Origin of the sequence: Pseudoduganella sp. LjRoot289 (assembly GCF_964252925.1) — a bacterium.
Classification (GTDB): Bacteria; Pseudomonadota; Gammaproteobacteria; order Burkholderiales; family Burkholderiaceae_D; genus Rugamonas.
In genome coordinates this window covers 819627-841100 of sequence record NZ_CAXUPN020000001.1, presented here as the reverse complement: position 1 = coordinate 841100, position 21474 = coordinate 819627, and the positions used below count along the sequence as shown (strand labels likewise).

At 66.7% G+C, this 21474-nt stretch carries 17 protein-coding genes; 7 read left to right on the top strand and 10 right to left on the bottom strand.

The annotated features are described in order from the left end of the window. Nucleotides 1-52: 52 nt before the first annotated feature. A complete protein-coding gene (locus tag ACSQ8Y_RS03730) occupies nt 53-2110 on the top strand; it encodes a TonB-dependent siderophore receptor (protein WP_436265116.1) in 2058 nt (685 codons plus the stop codon). Between the two features lie 92 nt (nt 2111-2202). Here ACSQ8Y_RS03730 and ACSQ8Y_RS03725 read toward each other — a convergent pair whose 3' ends face one another. Next, entirely contained in the window at nt 2203-2544 is a 342-nt protein-coding gene (locus ACSQ8Y_RS03725) for a DUF5335 domain-containing protein (protein WP_436265115.1), read from the bottom strand. Between the two features lie 140 nt (nt 2545-2684). Between ACSQ8Y_RS03725 and ACSQ8Y_RS03720 the strand changes: the two genes are divergently transcribed. Next, nucleotides 2685-4742, top strand: coding sequence for a C1 family peptidase (locus ACSQ8Y_RS03720; protein WP_436265114.1), 2058 nt, complete (start codon nt 2685-2687; stop codon nt 4740-4742). Nucleotides 4743-4795: 53 nt separating this feature from the next. Here ACSQ8Y_RS03720 and ppa read toward each other — a convergent pair whose 3' ends face one another. The 5 genes from ppa to hemC all read right to left on the bottom strand — a co-directional run bounded on the left by ppa (nt 4796) and on the right by hemC (nt 9784). Further along, entirely contained in the window at nt 4796-5338 is a 543-nt protein-coding gene (ppa, locus tag ACSQ8Y_RS03715) for an inorganic diphosphatase (protein ID WP_436265113.1), read from the bottom strand. A gap of 138 nt (nt 5339-5476) precedes the next feature. Beyond that, nucleotides 5477-6673, bottom strand: coding sequence for a heme biosynthesis protein HemY (locus ACSQ8Y_RS03710; protein ID WP_436265112.1), 1197 nt, complete (start codon nt 6671-6673; stop codon nt 5477-5479). A 3-nt stretch (nt 6674-6676) separates the two neighbouring features. Next, nucleotides 6677-7882: a uroporphyrinogen-III C-methyltransferase gene (locus ACSQ8Y_RS03705; RefSeq protein ID WP_436265111.1), complete on the bottom strand. Its 1206-nt coding sequence runs from the start codon at nt 7880-7882 to the stop codon at nt 6677-6679. Beyond that, nucleotides 7879-8652, bottom strand: coding sequence for a uroporphyrinogen-III synthase (locus tag ACSQ8Y_RS03700; protein ID WP_436265110.1), 774 nt, complete (start codon nt 8650-8652; stop codon nt 7879-7881). The genes ACSQ8Y_RS03705 and ACSQ8Y_RS03700 overlap by 4 nt, the downstream gene beginning before the upstream one ends. A 22-nt stretch (nt 8653-8674) precedes the next feature. Then, the gene (gene hemC / locus ACSQ8Y_RS03695) at nt 8675-9784 is read right to left on the bottom strand and encodes a hydroxymethylbilane synthase (protein WP_436265109.1); all 1110 of its coding nucleotides are present in this window, start codon (nt 9782-9784) and stop codon (nt 8675-8677) included. Between the two features lie 93 nt (nt 9785-9877). On the opposite strand from hemC, the gene ppc reads away from it, so the two are divergent. Together ppc and ACSQ8Y_RS03685 are read left to right on the top strand one after the other, a co-directional pair. Beyond that, complete coding sequence (gene ppc, locus ACSQ8Y_RS03690) at nt 9878-12733, top strand: phosphoenolpyruvate carboxylase (RefSeq protein WP_436265108.1); 2856 nt, start codon at nt 9878-9880, stop codon at nt 12731-12733. Nucleotides 12734-12895: 162 nt separating this feature from the next. Continuing rightward, nucleotides 12896-13900, top strand: coding sequence for a PEP-CTERM sorting domain-containing protein (locus ACSQ8Y_RS03685; protein ID WP_436265107.1), 1005 nt, complete (start codon nt 12896-12898; stop codon nt 13898-13900). 46 nt (nt 13901-13946) lie between these two features. Here ACSQ8Y_RS03685 and ACSQ8Y_RS03680 read toward each other — a convergent pair whose 3' ends face one another. After that, complete coding sequence (locus ACSQ8Y_RS03680; protein ID WP_436265106.1) at nt 13947-14447, bottom strand: chemotaxis protein CheW; 501 nt, start codon at nt 14445-14447, stop codon at nt 13947-13949. A gap of 366 nt (nt 14448-14813) precedes the next feature. Between ACSQ8Y_RS03680 and ACSQ8Y_RS03675 the strand changes: the two genes are divergently transcribed. After that, entirely contained in the window at nt 14814-15731 is a 918-nt protein-coding gene (locus ACSQ8Y_RS03675) for an HDOD domain-containing protein (protein WP_436265105.1), read from the top strand. Continuing rightward, nucleotides 15728-16126, top strand: coding sequence for an alternative ribosome rescue aminoacyl-tRNA hydrolase ArfB (gene arfB, locus ACSQ8Y_RS03670; RefSeq protein ID WP_436265104.1), 399 nt, complete (start codon nt 15728-15730; stop codon nt 16124-16126). The genes ACSQ8Y_RS03675 and arfB overlap by 4 nt, the downstream gene beginning before the upstream one ends. A gap of 15 nt (nt 16127-16141) precedes the next feature. Here the strand turns inward: arfB and ACSQ8Y_RS03665 are convergent, their stop codons facing one another. The 3 genes from ACSQ8Y_RS03665 to ACSQ8Y_RS03655 form a co-directional block, all read right to left on the bottom strand. Further along, nucleotides 16142-18016, bottom strand: a complete 1875-nt coding sequence (locus ACSQ8Y_RS03665; RefSeq protein ID WP_436265103.1) for a flagellar assembly protein A — start codon at nt 18014-18016, stop codon at nt 16142-16144. A gap of 10 nt (nt 18017-18026) precedes the next feature. After that, nucleotides 18027-19910, bottom strand: a complete 1884-nt coding sequence (locus ACSQ8Y_RS03660; protein WP_436265102.1) for a flagellar assembly protein A — start codon at nt 19908-19910, stop codon at nt 18027-18029. A gap of 215 nt (nt 19911-20125) precedes the next feature. After that, the gene (locus tag ACSQ8Y_RS03655) at nt 20126-20509 is read right to left on the bottom strand and encodes a hypothetical protein (RefSeq protein WP_436265101.1); all 384 of its coding nucleotides are present in this window, start codon (nt 20507-20509) and stop codon (nt 20126-20128) included. A 180-nt stretch (nt 20510-20689) separates the two neighbouring features. On the opposite strand from ACSQ8Y_RS03655, the gene ompR reads away from it, so the two are divergent. Continuing rightward, complete coding sequence (ompR, locus tag ACSQ8Y_RS03650; RefSeq protein WP_436265100.1) at nt 20690-21457, top strand: osmolarity response regulator transcription factor OmpR; 768 nt, start codon at nt 20690-20692, stop codon at nt 21455-21457. The last annotated feature ends 17 nt before the right edge of the window (nt 21458-21474 follow it).

Genomic DNA, 21474 nt, shown 5'->3' with positions numbered 1-21474 from the left:
ACCGTTGTCGGCCTCATTGTCAACCTCATTGTCAGCCCCATTGGCAGCCGCGATGGCGGCTTTGCTGGCCTCCGCGCCGGCCATGGCGCAAACTGCCCCCGAGAGCGTCGTCGTCAACGGACAGCGGCAGCAATATCGCAGCCTGAGCGTGGCCGGCGCGACCAAGACCGACGCGCTGCTGCAGGACTTGCCGCAAAGCGTGCGCGTGCTCACCAGCGACCTGCTGCGCGACGCGGGCGCCACCAGCCTCGCCTCGGCCCTGGAACTGGCCAGCGGCATTGCCCCGCAGAGCAACCTGGGCGGCCTGTGGGACAGCTACGCCATGCGCGGCTTCACCGGCGACCCCAACTTCGGTTCCGACTACTTGGTGAACGGCTTCAGCTCCAGCCGGGGCTACAACGGCGTGCGCGACATCGCCGGCACGCAGTCGGTGGAGATACTGAAAGGTCCAGCATCCGCGCTGTACGGACGCGGCGAACCCGGCGGAACGGTCAACATCCTGACCCGCAAACCGCGCTTCGCGCCGCAGTACAGCGTGGAAGCGTCGGCGGGCAGCGAGCGGACCTACCGCACGGCGGCGGACTTGACCGGACCGCTGGGCGAAACGCTGGCCTACCGCTTGAATGCCGCGCACCAGCGCGGCGACAGTTTCCGCGACACGCTGCACAGCGAGCGCAGCTTCCTCTCGCCCTCGCTGCTGTGGCTGATCGGCCCCGCCACGACGCTGTCCTACGAGGCCGAGGCGACGCGCCAGGAGACGCCCTTCGACCGGGGCGTGGTGGCCGTCGGCGGCAAGCTGGGCGTGGTGCCGCTGTCGCGCTTCCTCGGCGAGCCGGGCGACGGCGCCGTCACCATCAAGTCGCTCGGCCAGCAGCTGTTCGTGCAGCACGAACTGTCGGGAGCCTGGTCGCTGCAGGCCGGCCTGTCCTACCGCGACAGTTCACTGTCCGGCTACGCCAGCGAAGCGAACAACCTGCTGGAGGACGGCCGCACGCTGCGCCGCCAGCGCCGCCACCGAGACTACTCGGCCACCGACCGCTCCGCGCGCGTGGAACTGCTGGGCAGCGTCAGCACCGCCGGCGTGCGGCACAACTTGCTGTTCGGCGTGGACGGCTACCGTTTCGACGACGAACGCCTGCAACTGCGGCGCAACCCGTCGCCGGACAAGCCCTACGCCATCGACATCTACGCGCCGGTGTACGGCGCCGTGGCGGACCCGCTGGCGCCGTCCATCGACACGCTGGAGCGCCAGCGCGCACACGCGCTGTACGCGCAGGACCAGCTCACACTGGGCCCGCAGTGGAAGGCGCTGCTGGGCGTGCGGCGCGACGCCTACCGCCAGAATATTCTCAACCGCCGCAAGGCAGCCGCCAACGAGCAGACGCTGAGCGCCTCCAGCCCGCGCGCCGGCATCGTCTACCAGCCCACTGCGTCGGCCTCGTTCTACGCCAGCGCCGCCAAGGGCTTCCGCCCGAACAGCGGCATCAGCATCGACAACAAGGCTTTCCCGGCCGAGACCAGCCGCGCCTATGAAGTGGGCGCCAAGATCGATACGCCGGACGGCCGCCTGAGCGCCACCCTGGCGCTGTACCGCATCGACAAAAAGAACGTGCTGACCACCAATCCGGCCAACACCGACTTTTCGCTTCCCGCCGGCGAAGTGGCCAGCAAGGGCGTGGAACTGGACGTGTCGGGCGAACTGGCGCCGGGCTGGCGCCTGTCGGGCGCCTACGCCTACACCGACGCCAGCGTGACCCGGGGCGACAACACCATCCGCAGCGGCAGCCGGTTGCCCAACGTGCCGCGCCAGAGCGCCAACGTGCTGCTGGCGCCCTCCTTCCAGCTCGGCGGCGGCACCGCCACGCTGGGCGCGGGCGTGAGCCACGTCGGCGAACGGCTGGGCGATGTGGCCGTGTCCAGCGGCTTCCGCCTGCCCGCCTACACCACCACGCGCCTGCTGGCCGCCTATGCGCCGAACCGGCAACTGCGCCTTGCGCTCAACATCGACAACCTGTTCGACCGCGCCTACTACGCCAGCGCCTACAGCCAGCTGTGGGTGGCGCCCGGCAGCGCCCGCACCGTCACGGCGACGCTATCCTACAAGTACTGAGACACGCCGGATGAAGCTGTCAACGAACGGCGGCCGCGTGGCCGCCGTCGATATCCTGCGCGGCATTGCCTGGCTGTGCTAGTTCTAACGCGCTAGGAGCCCGGCCCCGGCAGCGGCAAAGGCTCGCGCAGTTTGATGATGTGGCGCACGTTGTCGCTGTCGATGACCTCCATGCTGGCCAGGCGGCCCAGCTCGACGTCGACGAACACGCTCTGCGGCCTGCGTATCATGTGGCCCAGGCCTTCGACGGCGATCGACAGCACGTCGCTCCTGGGATCGTAGCTGATGCCCAGCAGCGGCACCCACTCGGCCTCGACCTGGCTGCCGATGGCCATCGATTCCACATCGATTTCAGCGCTCATCCCCTCCAGCTGCCTGGCAACTCCGTCGAAATACCGCTGCCAGGCGGGCTTCTCGATTCTTGACATGGTCATGGTGTCTCCTCCTTTCGACAATTGGACAGGCGGCGGCGCCAAAGATTCCGCGAACTGCGCTGTTTTTTGATAAAAAATATTAAATAGACATGATGCAGATCAAAGAGTAAGGTCGAAAATCTCTTGCGAAGGAGACTATCGTGCCGAAAAAATTCGCCACCATTGACAATCGCATCATTGCCCTGGACGCCCGTCCCGACCGCATCGACCTGCGCGACCTGCCCTACCGCGCACCGATGGAGAACTTGCCGCCGCGCTTTCCGCTGGACCAGGACCTGGAACGCTACCTGCCCGCCTTTTCCCGGGCCGAACTGGTACTGGACCAGGGCCAGGAAGGCGCGTGCACCGGCTTCGGACTGGCCGCCACCGTCAACTACCTGCTGTGGCGCAATTCCGGCATGACCATGCAGGCACGCGACAAGGTCAGCCCCCGCATGCTGTACCAGCTGGCACGCTATTACGACGAGTGGCCGGACGAGAACTACGAAGGGTCGAGCTGCCGGGGCGCGCTGAAGGGCTGGCAGAAGCACGGCGTGTGCAGCGAGGCGCTGTGGCCGTATTCACTGGAAGGGGCCGATTACATACCGCCCAGGCCGGGCTGGGAGCGCGACGCGGTCAGGCGGCCGCTGGGCGTGTACTACCGCATCGAAAAGCAGTCGGTGGTGGACCTGCAGTCGGCCATCAACCGCAACGGGGCCATCTTCGTGTCGGCCAATGTGCACGAGGGCTGGGGCGAGGTCGGGCAAAAGCCCGGCAAGGGCACAGGCCACGCCAGCCTGCCGCGCATCGCCCGCTCGGACCGGCTGCTGGGCGGGCACGCCTTCGCGCTGGTGGGCTACAACGAATTCGGCTTCATCGTGCAGAACTCCTGGGGCCTGGACTGGGGCGCGGACGGTTTCGCCGTGCTCGGCTACGGCGACTGGGTGGAGAACGGCACCGACGCCTGGGTGGTGGGCCTGGGCGTGCCGGTGGAGGCTGGCAGCGCGCCCAAGGCGCACGTCGGCTCCCAGGCCTGCCAGGGCCATGTGATCCGGCCGGCCGGCATCATCGGCGCCGCCGCCGCCCCGCAAACGGCGCCCTCGCCACAGGTGTGGGAGCAGGAGCAGGCCTATCTGCACACCCTGGTCACCGGCAACAACGGCATGCTGCTCAACCGCATGCCCTATCTGCCGGACGCCCAGGCCAACGCGCGCCTGGTGTGCCTGGACACGCCGCGCGCCTGGCTGCAGGCGCGGCCCGCAGGCCAGCGCCACCTTGCCCTGTTCCTGCACGGCGGGCTGGGCAGCGAGGCCTCGTCGATCGCGCGCATCCGCGCCATGGGGCCGTATTTCCAGGCCAACGGCGTGTACCCGCTGTTCCTCACATGGAAAAGCGGCTGGCTCGAAGTGATCAGCGACATGCTCTGCGACAAGGCCATCGAACGCTTCGGCACGCAGCCGGTGCGCGGCCTGAGGGAGATGTTCGACGACGCGCGCGACCGCGCCATCGAGGTGCTGGCGCGCGAGGTGCTGGTGCGCAGCATGTGGAGCGAGATGAAGCAAAACGTGGAGGCCGGGGCGCTGGGCCAGGACACCGGGCTGGCCTCGCTGCTGGCGCAGCTGGCCGCGCTGCGCGCCGCGCTGGGCGGGGATTTGAACCTGCACCTGATGGGCCATTCGGCCGGTTCCATCATCGCCGGCCGCCTGCTGACCGGCTTTGCCGCGCGCGGGCTGAAGGCCAGCAGCTGTACGCTGTACGCGCCCGCCTGCACGGTGGCGTTCGCGCTGGAGCACTACAAGGGCGCGGTCGAGCATGGCGTGCTGGCGCGCGAGCGGCTGGCCATCCACACGCTGTCGGACGAGCTGGAATTGAACGACACGGTCGGCCCCTACCGGAAATCGCTGCTGTACCTGGTGAGCCGTTCGCTCGAGCTGCTGCACAAGACGCCGGTGCTCGGGCTGGCCAACGTCTACGACGCCCGGCGCGCAACCGAAGAATACTGGCACCGCGACACGCTGGCAGGCCTGGTTGCCTGGCAGCAGTTCTTCGGCCAGGGGCCGTCGCTGACGGTGCTGCGCGCAGCCCAGGTCGATACCGGGGGCGGCTCGGTCAAGTCCACGCACGGCAGTTTCGACAACGCGCCCGCCATCATCGGCGGCACCTTGCGCAGCATCCTCAATGTGGCGCAACTGCCCTTCCCGCATGTGAACCTGGGCTAAAAAAAAAGCACCCGGCCTTGCGGCTCGGGTGCATCTTTCAAGACGGGCGAAAATCAGCCGGCCGGGTTTTCCTTGTTGTAGGAAGCCACGCCGTTCAGGATTTCGGCTTTCGCTTCTTCCGGGCCGAACCAGCCTTGGACCTTGACCCACTTGCCCGGCTCCAGGTCCTTGTAGTGCTCGAAGAAGTGCTGGATCTGCTGCAGGCGCAGGTCTTGCAGGTCTTCCGGCTTCTGCCAGTGCTTGTAGATGGGCAGCACCTTGTCGACCGGCACGGCCAGCACTTTGGCGTCTTCACCGGCTTCGTCGGTCATTTTCAGCACGCCGATGGCGCGGCAGCGCACCACCACGCCAGGGATCAGCGGGAACGGGGTGATCACCAGCACGTCGCACGGGTCGCCGTCGTCGGACAGGGTGTTCGGAATGTAGCCGTAGTTGCACGGGTAGTGCATCGCGGTGCCCATGAAACGGTCGACGAAGATGGCGCCCGACTCCTTGTCCACTTCATACTTGATCGGATCGGCATTCATCGGGATTTCGATAATCACGTTGAAGTCGTTAGGCACGTCGCGGCCGGACGATACTTTATTCAGGCTCATATTTTCCTCGTTTGCTATGCTGGGGGATTGCATTTAAGAAGTCTAACCGCGTAATTATAGCGAAGTGGGCAGCACTTGTGCGCCGCAGCAGAAACGCGGCGAAAAAAAAGCCCGTCGCTGGGACGGGCTAGCCGGGTGTTACAGCATGGTGGCCAGCGCGCACTGGCGGTAGTGGCTGGCCGCTTCCTCGGCCTGCCCCAGCGCCTCGTGCATCTGCGCCAGCTTCAGGTGCGACTCGCGCACCATGGCCGCATCCTCGGCGTCCGACAGGGCCAGCTCGAGGTAGCGCTGGGCCTTGCCCCACAGCTTTTGCTTCAGGCACAGCGAGCCCAGGGTCAGCGCCAGCTCGGCGTCGGCCGGGCGGTCCTGCATCCAGCGTTCGCAATGCTCGATCTGCGCCAGCAAGGCCGGCGTGCCGGCCGGCGCGGCCGCGTCGCGGTAGGCGCGCACCACGCGGTCGTCCCAGTTGGCGGCCAGCGCTTCCTCGGCCACCAGGCGCGCGGCGTCGTGCAGGCCGCGCCCGTTCATGGCGGCGGCGGCGCGGCAGGCCACATAAGGCTTGACGCGGTCGGCCGCCGGTATCGTGGACCAGACCCGCTGCACCGATTCGGCGTCGTGCGACTGGTCGGTCAGCAAATCCTCGTAAGCCAGCTCGCGCAGGCGCGAGGACAGCGCCGGGTGCAGCGCCTTGTGCTTGTCGAGCGAACGCACCAGGCGCAGCACTTCCGGCCAGTTCTTGGCCTGCTGCTGCGCTTTGAGCGACCATTGCAGCGCGTGGATGTGGCGCGTGCCGCTGGCGTTCAGTTCGCGCACCGCTTCCAGCGCCGCTTCCGGCTGGTGGTCGTCGACCAGCAGTTCCGTCATCGTCATCAGGCGCGCGGTCTTCAGGGAACTGTCGCCCGCGGTCGAGGCCAGCCAGTTGTCGCGCCGGTGGTGCTGGCGCATGCGGTGCGCGGCGCGCGCGCCGATCAGCGCGGCCACGCCGGCGTTCTCGGGCAGCTCGGCGGCGCGCAGCGCGGCTTTCTCGGCGTGGCCGAAGCGGCCCTCGAACAAGGCCTTGAGCGCGTCGCGCAAGCCCTTGTTGCCGTCGCGCTCACGCTTGCGCAGGCGGTAGGCCGCCACGCGGCCCGGCATCTGCAAGGTGCTGCGGAAGGCGCCGATCAGCAGGTAGAGCAGCGCGAACAGCGCCAGCATCATCACCACGAACAGGTTCAGGGACAGGTCGATGCGGTGCGGCGGATAGAACAGCACCACATTGCCCGGATTGAAGCGCGCCGTCACGGCGACGCCGATGGCCGCTGCCATCAATGCGAGTAACCAGAGGAATAAACGCATGGCTTAGGGCTTCGCTTTGTAGTTGCGCACGGCGTTCAGGCTGTCGGCCAGCGTCGGCATTTCGATCGCCAGGTTGCTGCTCTGGACCTGGCGCAGCAAGGCTTGCACGGTCAGGGTCGACTTGGCGCGGGTGTCGAAGTACTTGGTCAGCGCTTCCTGCGCGGCGATCAGATCGCTGCGGAAGGCGGTCTCGTTGCGCGACAACAGCGCCATGCGGGCGTTCAACAGGCGCAGCTTCAGGTTCTCGCGCAGGAAGTAGGCCTGGCTCGGCGAAAGCATCAACGCGTCCGGGGTGTTCACGCTGCGCACGCGGATCAGCTGGCGCACGTCGGTCCACATTTCGCTGCTCCAGCGGTTCCACACGTCGCCGGCCTGGGCCAGCCACTGGTTGCCCTCCTCGGCCGGCGGCGCGGCGCCGTCCTTGCCCTTGGCCCCCTTGGCGGCGGGCTTGGCGGCCTGGCTCTTCTTTTCCGGCGCGGCCGGCAGGGTCGGCTTCTCGTCGGCCAGCATCGGCAGCGTGTCGACCTGCGCCATCACGTTGTCGAGGCGCAGCGCGAGGCCGACCGAGTCCACGCTCGGCAGCGCCTTCAGCTTGTCCAGGTCCTTGGCGATGGCGCGGCGGATGGTGATGAATTGCGGCTTGTCCGAACGCGACAGGCTGCGGTCGGCGTTCTGCAGCGCGATCAGCGCGCCCGGCACGTTGCCGGCCAGCTGCAGCTGCTGGCTGGCGGTCGACAGCACTTGCTCGATCTCGGCCAGCGCCCACTCGTCGCGGTTCTTGGACAAGTCCTGGTACAGCTGCTCGAGCGCCAGTTGCTGGCTTTGGGCTTCGCTCTGGCGGTTCTCCAGCATGCCGACCTTGATCTGCAGTTCCTTGGCGGTTTCCTGCACGGCGCGCACCAGGCTGCCCGTCTCGGTGTTGACCAGGTCGCCCTTCTGCAGGCGGCGCGCCATTTCTTCGCGCAGGTTGCGCACCTGGTTGTGCGACGACCAGGTCTGCGCGCCCAGCAGGATGCCGAGCACGATGACGGCTATCGTCAGCGGGCGTTGCAGGGTGTCGGTGACAGCGGGGCTGGCGGGAGCGGCGGGAGCGGCGGGAGCGGACGCCGTGGCGGCCGGCGCGGCAGCGGCGGCGGTAGCAGCCACCGCTTTGTCCGCCGCACCATCTGGCTGCGCTGAGGAATCGGGTAAGGTAGGCAAATCGTTCATGGACGTGATTGTAACGCGGCCAGCAGGCGTTCGTCGCCTGATCCTGTCTGCGTAATGCGGTGGAATCCCAGCCCGTTTGCCGTTTGGGCAATACGGGCGTGGGGGACAATTAAATGCTGTTGTTGCAACTTTACAACGGACTCGGCGCTATTCTTGAGCTGCCCCGCCAGTTGCAGCAGGCCCCGCAGCGCTTCCGAGCTGGTGATGACCCAGTCGGCCGGCTGTCCCAGCAGGCGCTCCAGCGTGGCCGCCAGCGCCGGCGTGAGCTGCGGCGTGCTGCGCCGGTAGGCCGCCACCACGGTGACGTCGGCGCCGGCCGCGCGGAAGGCGTCGCCCATCAGTTCGCGGCCGCTCTCGCCGCGCACGATCAGCACGCGCGCGCCGCGCAGCGCCTTCAGGTCGAGCGCCTGCAGCAGGTGTTCGGTGTCGGCGTGGGCAGGATTGGACGGGCTGGCGATGTGGGCGTTGGCGTCGGTGACGCCGTGCGCGGCCAGCGCGGCGCGGCTGCCCTCGCCCACCACGGCCGCCGTCACCCCCGCCGGCCAGGCCGCGATATGGGCGAAGGCGGCGTCGATGGCGTTCGGCGAGACGAAGGCCACCAGCGCGTAGCCGGCCAGTTGCGCCAGCGTGGCGCGCAGCTGGGCGTCGTCGGCCAGCGGCGAGATCTCCAGCAGGGGCAGCACCTCGACCGGGCGGCCGAGCGCGGCCACGCGCGCGGCCAGCGGCTGCGCCTGCGCCAGGGGGCGCGTGATGATGACAGTGTCGGGCATCCGGTGCGGGGCGGGCCGGTCGTCAGACGCCGGCAGGTCCGCTGGTCGGCTCGCCCGGCTTGGCGTTGGCGGCATCCCCGGGGCTGCCCGGCTGCACCACACCCGACGGCACCGCCTGCGGGTTGGCGCCGCCTGCGGCGGCATCGGCAGCGGCGGCGTCGGCCAGGCAGGACGCGAGGATGGCCACGGCGTCCTGTTGGCGCAGCAGCTCGGCCACGTCCTGGCCCAGTTGTTCGGCGCTGGCGGCCTTGCCGCGCACCTCGGCGCGGGCCATGCGCGCGCCGTCCGGCGTGGCGACCATGGCGCGCAAGTGCATGTCCTCGCCGTCCACGATGGCGTAGGCGGCCAGCGGCACCTGGCAGCTGCCGCCGAACACTTTCGACACCTTGCGCTCGGCCGTCACGGCAAGAAAGGTCGGCAGGTGGTTCAGCGGCGCCAGCAGACGCATCAGGTCCAGGCCGTCGCTGCGCTCGGCGATTTCAATCGCCATCGCGCCCTGCCCGGCCGCCGGCAAGCTGGTTTCCGGCTCGAGCAGCGCGCGGATGCGCTGCGGCAGGCCAAGCCGCTTCAGGCCCGCGGCGGCCAGGATGATGGCCGCGTAGTCGCCGCGGTCGAGCTTGCCCATGCGGGTATCGAGGTTGCCGCGCAGCGGCTTGATGACCAGGTGCGGATAGCGCGCCGCGATCAGCGACTGGCGGCGCAGGCTGCTGGTGCCGACCACGGCGCCGGCCGGCAGTTCGTCCAGCGAGGCGTAGTCATTGGAGACGAAGGCGTCGCGCGGGTCTTCGCGTTCCAGCACGGCGGCCAGCGCAAAGCCTTCCGGCAGCTCCATCGGCACATCCTTGAGCGAGTGCACGGCCAGGTCGGCGCGGCCTTCGGCCATGGCCACTTCCAGTTCCTTGACGAACAGGCCCTTGCCGCCGACCTTGGACAAGGTGCGGTCCAGGATCTGGTCGCCGCGCGTGGTCATGCCCAGAATTTCTACGCTACACTGTGGATACAAGGACGCCAGGCGGGCGCGCACGTGCTCCGCCTGCCACATGGCAAGGCGGCTTTCGCGCGAGGCGATCACCAGTCGGGTTGGACGGGTTGGACGGGTCGGAATTTCTTGCGCCAGTTCGGAAGTTTTCAAAGCCAGTTCTTTCCTTATTACACGTGCGTATGATGAAGACCGCTAGTTTATCATGCGCGCCCTGAAGCAGAACCATACTTACGGCGTATAACCATGCTCGAACAGAACGTACTGCCCAGCGAACAAAACACCGAACAACACGGCCAGCAAGCCGGCGCGGACAAGGATGCGCCGCTGAAGGAAGATATCCGCCTGCTCGGCCGCCTGCTCGGCGACGTGCTGCGCGACCAGGAAGGCGAGGACGTGTTCGCCGTGGTCGAGACCATACGCCAGACCGCCGTGCGCTTCCGCCGCGAGGCCGACGCCGGCGCCGCCAAGGAACTGGACGGCATGCTGAAGATCCTCACGCGCGAGCAGACCATCTCCGTGGTGCGCGCCTTCTCCTACTTTTCCCACCTGGCCAATATCGCCGAGGACCAGCACCACATCCGCCGCCGCCGCGCCCACCTGCTGGCCGGCTCGGCGCCGCAGCAAGGCAGCGTCAGCTTCGCGCTGGGCAAGCTCAAGGACGCCGGCGTGGGCGAGGACACCGTGGCCGCCTTCTTCCAGGATGCGCTGATTTCGCCGGTGCTGACGGCCCACCCGACCGAGGTGCAGCGCAAATCCATCCTCGATGCCGAGCACGACATCGCGCGCCTGCTGGCCGAGCGCGACCTGCCGCTGACGCCGAAGGAACGCGCCGCCAACCTGCATCTGCTGCGCGCGCGCGTGGCCACCTTGTGGCAAACCCGCATGCTGCGCTATTCCAGGCTGACGGTGGCCGACGAGATCGAAAACGCGCTGTCCTACTACCGCATCACCTTCCTGCGCGAATTGCCGGGCTTGTACGACGACATCGAGGCCGACATCGCCGCGCAGTACGGCGACGCCGTCCCGCAGGCCATCGCTGCGCCCTACGTGCAGATGGGCAGCTGGATAGGCGGGGACCGCGACGGCAATCCCAACGTCAACGCCGACACCATGCGCCACGCGCTGACGCGCCAGGCCACCACCATCCTCGACTTCTACCTGGACGAAACGCACACCCTGGGCGCCGAGCTGTCGGTGTCGACCTTGATGGTGGCGTGCACGCCCGCGCTGCAACTGCTGGCCGACAACTCCACCGACACCTCGGACCACCGCAGCGACGAACCCTACCGCCGCGCGCTGATCGGCATCTACGCGCGCCTGGCCAGCAGCGCGCGCGCGCTGGGCGCGACCAACATCCTGCGCAAGGAGGTCGGGCACGCCGAGCCCTACGCCAGCGCGGCCGAGTTCTCCGCCGACCTGCAGATCCTGGTCGATTCGCTCAAGGCCAACCACGGTGAGGTGCTGATCAAGCCTCGCCTGGCCACGCTCAAGCGCGCGGCCGACATCTTCGGCTTCCACCTGGCCTCGCTGGACATGCGCCAGACCTCGGACATCCACCAGCGCGTGCTGGCCGAGCTGTTCGCCAAGGCCGGCGTGGCGGCCGACTACCCGGGCCTGGACGAAGACGCCAAAGTGCAGCTGCTGCTGGCCGAGCTGTCCCAGCCACGCCTGCTGTACTCGCCGTATCTCGACTACAGCGAGGAAACCGGTTCCGAGCTGGCCATCCTGCGCGCCGCGCGCGAGATCCGCCAGCGCTACGGCGCGCGCGCCATCCGCAACTACATCATCTCGCACACCGAGACCGTGTCCGACCTGCTCGAAGTGCTGGTGCTGCAGCAGGAGACCGGCCTGCTGCGCCGCGCCCCGGACGGCACCGCGTCGCTGGACCTGATGGTAATCCCGCTGTTCGAAACCATCCCCGACCTGCAGCGCGCGGCCGGCATCATGGAGCGCCTGATGGCGCTGCCGCTGGTGCGGCAGGCGATCGCCGCGCAGGGCCAGCTGCAGGAGGTCATGCTGGGCTATTCCGACTCCAACAAGGACGGCGGCTTCCTGACCTCGAACTGGGAGCTGTACAAGGCCGAGCTGGGGCTGGTGGAGGTGTTCGCCAGGGCCGGCGTCAAGCTGCGCCTGTTCCATGGCCGGGGCGGCACGGTGGGCAGGGGCGGCGGCCCGAGCTACGAAGCCATCCTGGCCCAGCCCAAGGGCACGGTCAACGGCCAGATCCGCCTGACCGAACAGGGCGAAATCATCGCCTCCAAGTTCTCCAATGCCGAAATCGGGCGCCGCAACCTGGAGCTGCTGGTGGCGGCCACGCTGGAGGCGAGCCTGATGCCGCCGGCGGCCGACAGTGCGCAGCGCGCGCAGCTGGCCCAATACGAGAGCGTGATGGCCGAGATCTCCGACCGCGCCTACAAGGCCTACCGCGACCTGGTCTACGAAACGCCCGGCTTCACGGACTACTTCTTCTCGGCCACGCCGATCGCCGAAATCGCCGAACTGAACCTCGGCTCGCGCCCGGCCTCGCGCAAATCGACCCGCCGCATCGAAGACTTGCGGGCGATACCGTGGGGCTTCTCGTGGGGCCAGTGCCGGCTGCTGCTGCCCGGCTGGTACGGCTTCGGCAGCGCCATCGGCGCCTGGATCGCCGACGGCGAGGCCGAAGGCCAGCACGAGCAGCGCCTGGCGCAGCTGCGCGAGATGTACCAGCACTGGCCCTTCTTCGCCACGCTGCTATCGAACATGGACATGGTGCTGGCCAAGACCGACCTGGCGATCGCCTCACGCTACTCGCTGCTGGTGCAGGACGCCGAGCTGCGCGCGCGCATCTTCAGGCGCATCACCGAGGAGCATGCGAGCACGCTGGCCTGCCTGGAGAGCATCACCGGCGCCACCGAGCGGCTGGCCGGCAATCCGCTGCTGGCGCGCTCGATCCAGAACCGCTTTGCCTATCTCGACCCGCTGAACCACCTGCAGGTGGAACTGATCAAGCGCCATCGCTCGGTCGCGCACGAGCCGGGCAAGGTCGACGAGCGCGTGCACCGGGGCATCCACCTGTCCATCAACGGCGTGGCGGCCGGGCTGAGGAACACCGGCTAAAGTTACAATGTTTCAGCTACTCAATGTCGATAAACCTTACATGTTTTTCGAATAAGAAATTTTTGCGACTTGCAAGTTGATGATTTTCCTAGGATTACTCCTACAGGCACGGCTTATGCATTACATACATCAGCCCCCCAACCTGTCCTGATGGAGAAGACCATGAATGTCATAAAGTTTTCCCGCGTAGCGCTATTAGCCTGCATATTATCCGCAGGCGCAGCGCACGCGACCGTATTAACGCTACCAGGAATTAACAGCGTCACAGCGACCGCGTACAATGATTTCAGCGTTTATTCGATGAACCTGCTGTCACAATGCGCTTCCAACCCGCTCTGTCAGCCAACTTCGGGTGAACTCCCCCCGGATTCCAGCCCAGGACAAATCGACGACCAAGCCGTTATTTTGACCGGAGCCATGGGCAACCAGGTGGATAACTTCAATACGCCCTGGCCATACCCCAACAACTCTCCCCATCCCCTGGTCGACGATTCCTTGCAGAGCAAAGAGCTGGCTGCCGGATCCTTCGGACTGAACGATGCAGGCGGCCAATTCACAGGCGACCTGGCTGACCGCTGGGATATCAGCCTGGGCTTGCTCAAAGCCTACCTCGGCAACAATGAGCTGGTCTTCCTGTTCGATAACAACCAGACCGGGAACACGGCGCAAAGCATTAAAATTTGGGGCCAAGCCCGTATCAAGCACACTGACAACTCCGCCGATGCCTGCTTTGAAGTCAGCACCAGGACGGGGGGCTGCGGCACCGCTACCGCCCCCACTTCGGACTCCGACTATGTGGATGCTGTCAGCGATTTCTGCGTGAGCGCGACCACCGGCCTCGCCTATCCTAGTCCAACTGGAAACTCAAACGGTTGTGCGGCTGGCGACTACTGGGTGGTCAACAACATCAGTACCGCCGGTGCAGACTTCGCCGCTTACAACAAAGACCTGAACGATGCTGTGAAAAACGGCAACGACTCCGATATTTTGTCGATCGACCTGCGCTATCTGAGCGTCAACGCAGGCAATGAGCAACTGTGGATCTGCAGCCAGTGCAATATAAGCGACACCACCACCCGCGTCCCAGAGCCAGGCACACCCTTCCTGATCGGCGTATCCCTGCTGGGACTGGCCGTGGCGCGCCGCCTGCCCAGGCGCGGCGCCTGAGCCGCGAGCTCGCTTCAGGGCGGCGCCAGGCAGGGCCGCCCTTCTCTCATCCGTGCACGGACAGGCTGGCGCGCGGCACGCTGAAGGTGGCGCGCCGGATGGACATCAGCTTGTCGATATCGACCACGATCAGCCGCCTGCCGGCCTGGGTATGCCCCACGCCAAGCAGGTAGTCCACGTTCGCCGCCATGCCGGGCATGGGCTGTATGCTGTCCCCGGACAGCGAGACGATATCGGTCACGCCATCGGTCACCATGCCCATCACACAATCCGACAGTTTAAGTATGATCACGTCCGTGCGCGGATCGTGCACCGGCGGACGCGGGCCGAAGGCGATGCGCATGTCGACGATGGGCATGATCACGCCGCGCGACACCGCCACGCCGCTGATGATCTGCCCGTCCGACGAGAAGCGCTCCAGCTCCGTCAGCGGCCGCAACTCCTGCACGTTGGCGTAGTCCAGCGCATATTCCAGTCCGCCCAGGCGGAAGCTCAGGTACTGGCGCAGGCCGGCATCGGCCGCGCCTGGCGAAGTTGAGGATTGCATAATGATCCTTTCACGGTGGGTCACGCGTTCACCATCCTACCCGGCGCTGTCCGGCCGGGTGTTGATTCCAGTCAACGTTTCCGACGTAACATTTCCTGCCCAACATTGGCGGATTGCAAACGAGGGAGAACCCGTTACAATGGGACGCGACGCGCGCCCTCCTCCGATCTGAAAGCAATCCCTATGTACCACTGGCTCAAGCGTTTGATAAGCGGCGCCGCGCCGCAAGAGGCGGCGCCCGTGCCCGCCCCGGCGGCAGCCGCACGCCCCGCAGCAACCGTACCCGCCGCAACCGTACCCGCCCCAACACTCGCCCCGCCGCCTGGCCCCGCACTTGCCCCCGCACTGGCCACTGCACCCGCTCCAGTGCCGTCCCAAGTAGGCGGCGAGGGACCGGGACTGGCAGGTGCCGCGCTGCCTGCCGCGCCCAGCTTCGATCAGAAAGACCTGGTCAACAGCAGCTACAACCGCTGGCTGTTTGGCGCCGCGCAGGAAGAGAGCCTGGAAACGAGCGACGCCGAGAACCGCATTTTGCAGACGCTGTCCGGCATCGCCGGTTCGCCCAGCTCCGGCGCGGAGCTGGTGCGGCGCATGCCCGGCCTGATACCGCAACTGCTGCAAAGCCTGCGCAGCGACACCTTCGCCGGCGCCGACATCGCCCGCAAGATCTCGAACGACGTGGTGCTGGTGGCCGCCGTGATCCGCCTCGCCAACGGCGCCATGCCGCCCGGCGCGCAGGCCATCGACAGCGTCGAGCACGCAGTCATCGTGATCGGCCAGGAAGGCTTGCGCCAGCTGATCACCACGGTGGCCTTCAAGCCCATCATCGACCTCAACTCCGGCCACTACACCAAGCTGCTGGCGCCGCGCATCTGGGAGCAGTCCGAGCGCTGCGCCGTCGCCAACCGCGTGCTGGCGCAGCAGCTCGGCGTGGCCGCGTTCGACGCTTTCCTGGCGGGCCTGGTGCAGAACGCCGGCCTGCTGGTATCGCTGCGCATGATGGACCAGGAGGCAGGGGCCGCCAAAGACCTCGGCAGCCCGATGTTCTGCGCCAGGCTGCTGCGCGACGCGCGCCGGATCTCGGCCGGCATCGCGCAGGAATGGCACTTCCCGCCGGCGATCACGCAAGCCATCCGCGAGCTGGACACGCTGGGCAAAGGCGCATCCCTGTCGGCCATGGGCCGCGTGCTGTCGCTGGGCGACCATCGGAGCAAACTGGCTATCCTGGCCGGGCAAGGGCTGGGCACGGACGCCGGCCTGGACATGAGCGTGGACCAGCGGTGAGCGTCAGCATCCATCCCGGCGAAGTCGAATTCACCGCGATCCGCGCGCAAGGGCCGGGCGGACAGAACGTCAACAAGGTTTCGAACGCCGTCCACGTACGCTACGACGTCGCGGCGTCGTCGCTGCCGGAGGCGATCAAGGAGCGCCTGCTCGCGCTGCGCGACAGCCGCATCACCAAGGACGGGGTGGTGGTGCTGAAGGCGCAGCAGTCGCGCAGCCTGGAAGCGAACAAGGAAGATGCGCTGCGACGCCTGCAGGAGCTGGTCGACGGCGTGGCCGTGCTGGCCAAGCCGCGCCGCGCCACCCGCCCCACCCGCAGCTCCCAGCGCAAGCGCCTGGACGGTAAAACCAAGGACGCCACGGTCAAGAAACTGCGCGGAAAAGTCGAGATGTAGGGCAGCGTTACCGAATCATGTGCTTGATTGCGCCGGCCCGCCGGCGGCCCAGTCCACCGAACCGCTGCTGCCGCTGAAGATGGCCGCCCCGTCGGATGTGCTGCCGCGCAGCCGTGTCTTGATCTCTTTCGGCGTGCGGTCGTACAGGGCGCCCAGGTCCGGGTTGAATTTCATCACCCGCACCAGTGTCTCGCCGGTCACCGCCCGCACCGTGCAGCGGCCATGGCCTATCACCGTCTCCTTTTGCCGCTGCACCAGCGCCGCCTGCTCCAGCGCCACCGCCTGCTGCGCCTGCGCCTCCTTGGCACTGAGCGAAAGCTTGCCCACCGACCGCAGCGCCGGGCCCACCGACACCGCCATCTTCTGGAACAGCGTGAGCTGCTCCGGCGTCAGCGCCACCTCCTGCTTGCGCACCTTGGTGGCCAGGGTCAGGTAGTTGCGCAGTTCCGGCTCGCTAGTGATGTCGTCGATCTCGGTCTTGAAACGCTGCGCCTGCGCGCCGTAGCGGCCGGCCCGCTCCTTGTGCTCGGCGATCTGCAGGTCATATTTGCTGGTGTCCGGCACCATGGGGAACAGCAGCATTTCGGTCTGCCGCCGCGGGCCGGCGTTTTCCACCTCGATGCGGCGCGCGGCGATGGCGCAGCCTTCGGCCGTCTTGATCAACACCTCGTCGGCGATGATCTCGCAGTTCGACGCCTCGCCGATCACCACCCGCGTGCCGGAAATGATGCAGCTCTCCGCCCGTCCCAGCACCACCTCGCCCAGCTTGGTCTGGATCAGCGAGCCGGAGGCCACGCCCTTGACCTGCACGTTGCCGCCGGCGTTGATGGCGGTGCCGCCCACCAGGTTGCGCTGCAGCGCGATATTGCCGCCGCGCGAAACGATGTTGCCGAACACGTCGCCATGGATGGTGATGTTGCCGCCCTCGACCACGCGCTGCTCCTGCACCTCGCCGAATTCCTCGTACTCGCCGGTCAACTGCAGGTTGCCGGTGGTACGCACGCTGACGCCTTCGCGGCTGATGATCTTGGGCCCGATCGAAATCTTCTTGCTGCCGTCGACGCTGATGAAACCCTCGACCGCCGACACCAGGTACTCGACGCCGCCCGACTGCTCGATCAGCGTTCCGGGACCGGCCATGGCGGCCAGGTCGATGTCCTTGGGCGCGGCCGGTTCCAGCGGAATGCCGGACAGCTCGTAGCCGCGCAGGCCAGGCGTGCCCGGCACCTTCTTGAGCAGCTTGACGTGCGGCTGCACCTGCGGGAAACGGTTCTGGAAGGTGTGCAGGTCGAAACGGCCGTTGGCCATTTCGCGCGGCGCGTTGCTGCGGTGGATGCTCTGCGATACCTCGACGATGGCCGCGTCGCGCCCCGGCGCGGCGTTCAGCTTGCGCGCCGCGATCAGCCGTTCCACACGCCCGGTGGCGATGATGGCCTTGACGGCAGGCGCGTCGATGCCGAAGCGGATACCCTTGACCCACATGTCGGCCACGAACTCGTCGAAGTTCAGGCGGGCCGGCTGCGGCGGCAGGTCCGGCGTCATGAAAAACACCGGTTCGAAATAATATTCCGCCTCGCCGTTGACGATGCGCACCGCCTTGTACAGCTCGCGCCGCTGCGCGTGGAAAGGCTCCACGCTGTCGGCGAAGCGCACCAGGGGCTGGCTCTTGAGATTGTCCGGCAACTCGGCGCCGGCGTTGTACAGCACGCGGATGAAGACCGCGTAATCGAGGCCTGCGAAATAAGCCCCCGCCAGGAAGAACTGGTTGACGCCGGCCTGGCACGCCGCGGCCGCTGCGCCGGCCTTGAAGTAGACGCCGTCCGCGCGCTTGACGATGGCTGAAGGCTCGCCTTCCGCTGGAAGGTCGGCGGCCTGTACGTCGTTCGGCACAGCGTCTCCCTTAATCCTGATCGGCGCTATAGACCCAGTCCAGCGAACCCATGGATTCGGCGAACAGGCTCTCGTAGCCCACGTGCGGTCCGCGCAGGAAGGTCTTGCCGTCCTTGGGCGCCATCTGGCTGGCCGGCAGCGCATCGGCCTTGAGGGGCATGCTGCGCACCAGCGTGTCGCCGGACACCATCTGTATCTTGCACGAGGCCAGGCCGGACGAGGCCTGCTTCTGCTTGCGCAGTTCCTCGATCTGCCCGCGCCGCACCATCTGCTGCGACTCGGCCGCCTTCATCTTCTGCAGCAAATGGCCCACGGTCTTCAACTGCGGCTCGACGGCGGCCGCCATCTTCTTCAGCTGCGGCGCCTGTTCCGCCGTCAGCACCAGTTCGCCCTTGCGCATCTGCGCGGTCAGCGTCATGTAGCCGCGCACCTGGGGAATGGCTGTGATCTGCTCGGCCTCCTGCTGGAACTGCAGGCGCAGTTGCTCGAGCGCGTCGATCTTGGCGTTCAGGTCGGCGATCTCGGCGTTGAGCGGCCCCATGTCGGGCACCTGCACCAGCACCAGCATTTCGCTCTGTTTGCGCGGGCCGGCGCTTTCGATATCGATCTTGCGCGCGGCCACCGCGCAGCCTTCGGCCAGGCCTATCTTGACTTCGTCGGCCAGGATCTCGCAGTTCGAGGCTTCCTCGATCTCCACCCGGGTGCCCACGATGACGCAGCTCTCGGCGCGGCCTGCGATCTTGATCGTGCCATCGCGCGTATGGATGGTCGATCCGGAAGCCACGCCCTTGATGCGGATGCCGCCCTTGACGTTGTAGGCGCTGCCGCCCACCAGGTTGGAACCCAGCACGATGGTGCCGCCGGTGGAGTTGATGTTGCCGAACACATTGCCGTGGATGGTGATGTCGCTGCCGTCGACCGCGCGCATTTCCTGCACGTCGCCGAATTCCTCGAAAGCGCCGGCCAGCTCCAGGTTGCCCGTGGTGCGCCCGCTCACGCCTTCGCGGCTGACGATCTTGTCGCGCACGGCGATCTTGCCGCTCTTCGTGTCCACGTCGAGGAAACCGTTCTGCACCGCCACCAGGAACTCGCCCTCGGGAGAGCGCTCGATCAAGGTGCCGTCGCCCACCCAGCGGCGGAAATCGAGGTCGCCGGGGGGCTGCGCCAGCAGTACCGTGCCGCTCAGTTCCAAGCCCTGCGCGCCGGTCTGGCCGGGCACCTTCTGCAGCAAGCGCATGCCTTGCTTGATCTGCGGGAAGCGGTTCTGGAAGCTGTTCAGGTCGACCCGGCCGTCGGCCTTCTCGCGCGGTGCGTCGCTGCGGCGCAGGTCCTGCGACACTTCGACCACGTGCGCGTCGATGCTCTCTTCCGGTTCCAGCCTGCGTGCCACCGTGCTGCGTTCGCCGCGCGCGGCGCCGATCCCGGCCCTGACGGCGCTCTCTTCGATGCCGAAGCGTATGCCCTTGACCCACATGTCGGCGACGAATTCGTCGAAGTCGAGTTTGACGGGGCGTTCGGGGATCAGGGTGCCGTCCGGCAGTTCCATCGCTTCCAGGAACAGCGGCTCGAACACGTATTCGGCGATCCCCTTGCCCAGCTTGACGGCGCGGTACAGCGCGCGGCGCTCGGGGGCGAAGCGGACGATGGCGTCGGCGATGCGTATCAGCGCCTCGCCGGGACGGGCGGGCGGCAGCGGCGGGCCGACGTTGTAGAGGGCCTTGATGAAGACGGCGTAGTCCAGCCCGGCCAGGAAGGCCCCGGCCTGGAAGATCACGTTGATCGCCGCGACGAAAACCGGCCCCTGCAAGGACGCGTCCAGATAAACGCCGTCCGGGCGTTGCATCACGCCATGGGGCAACACTGTAGCAGCGGCTTCAGCAACTTTGTCTACCACAAACTCTCCTCCCGGCTAACGGCAAATGCCGGCGCAGTGTGACACACCCGGGCCGGCATTCTTGCAAGGAATCAATGTTACACGCAAGCTAAGAAAAACAGGGAATTTTCGGCGGGATGATGCGCTAATGCTACGCCAGTATCAAGCATTGCGCTACATCAACGTTAAACCGGGCGGGACGCGCATGAATCCGCGGTCCAGGCGGGCTGGCGAACTCAGCGTTTTGGGGGGATGGCGTAGACTTCCTGGCCGGCCTCGTTGATCTGGCGGCGCAGGTCGCGGCGCTCGTCGGCGGTCATACGGCCGACCCGGCGCGACACTTCGGCATTGTTGGTGCTATCCTGAAGCATGCGGCGATGCTCCTCGGAACGGGCCTCGAAGGAGCGCGGGTCGCGTTCGGCACTACGCTCCTGGCGCGGCTGCAGCTGGCGCGGATCGCGTTCTTCCTTGCGCTGCGGCTCGGGACCGTAGGCATGGGCGGGCAAGGTAGCGCCCAGCAAGATGGCCGCAGCCGTCCCCATGGCCAGCGCTCCCACGGAGACGCGGACCAGCATGGACGCCAGGGGCGCCGCGTTCAGTTTGTCGGAGTGCTTATTCATGGTCTTCCTTCTTAGCTTTACTGCCATAGCAACCAGTGTATGGACATTTCCCTCCTGGGGTAAGACCAATTGGGTAAAGTTTGTAACAGTTTGTAATGGGTTGGAACGGACGTTTGCCAGCGGCGAATATGACGTTACCATAGCAACATAATTAAGACAATTCTGACAGCATTGACAACTATGACTTCGACTGATTCCAGCAACACTTCCGGCAACGCCAACCACGGCGGCCATCAAGCCAAGATCATGGTGGTGGACGACGACGTCCGCCTGCGCGATCTGCTGCGCCGCTATTTGACCGAACAGGGCTTCAGCGTCATCACCGCCGAGAACGCCACGGCGATGAACAAACTGTGGCTGCGCGAACGCTACGACCTGCTGGTGCTGGACCTGATGCTGCCGGGCGAGGACGGCCTGTCGATCTGCCGCCGCCTGCGCGGCGCCGGCGACCAGACCCCCATCATCATGCTGACCGCCAAGGGCGAGGACGTGGACCGCATCGTCGGCCTGGAAATGGGCGCCGACGACTACCTGCCCAAGCCGTTCAACCCGCGCGAACTGGTGGCGCGCATCGGCGCGGTGCTGCGCCGCAAGCAGCCGGACGAGATCCCGGGCGCGCCGTCGGAAACCCCGCAGACTTTCGAGTTCGGCCACTTCGTGCTGGACCTGGGCACGCGCACGCTGAAGAAGAACGGCGAAACGGTGCCGCTGACCACCGGCGAATTCTCGGTGCTTAAAGTGTTCGCGCGCCATGCGCGCCAGCCGCTGTCGCGCGAGAAGCTGATGGAACTGGCGCGCGGCCGCGAATACGAAGTGTTCGACCGCAGCCTGGATGTGCAGATTTCCCGCCTGCGCAAGCTGATCGAGCCGGACCCGTCGAGCCCGCTGTACATCCAGACCGTGTGGGGCTTGGGCTATGTCTTCATCCCGGAGGGCCAGCCGCGCTAGGGCGCAGCACGTTAGCG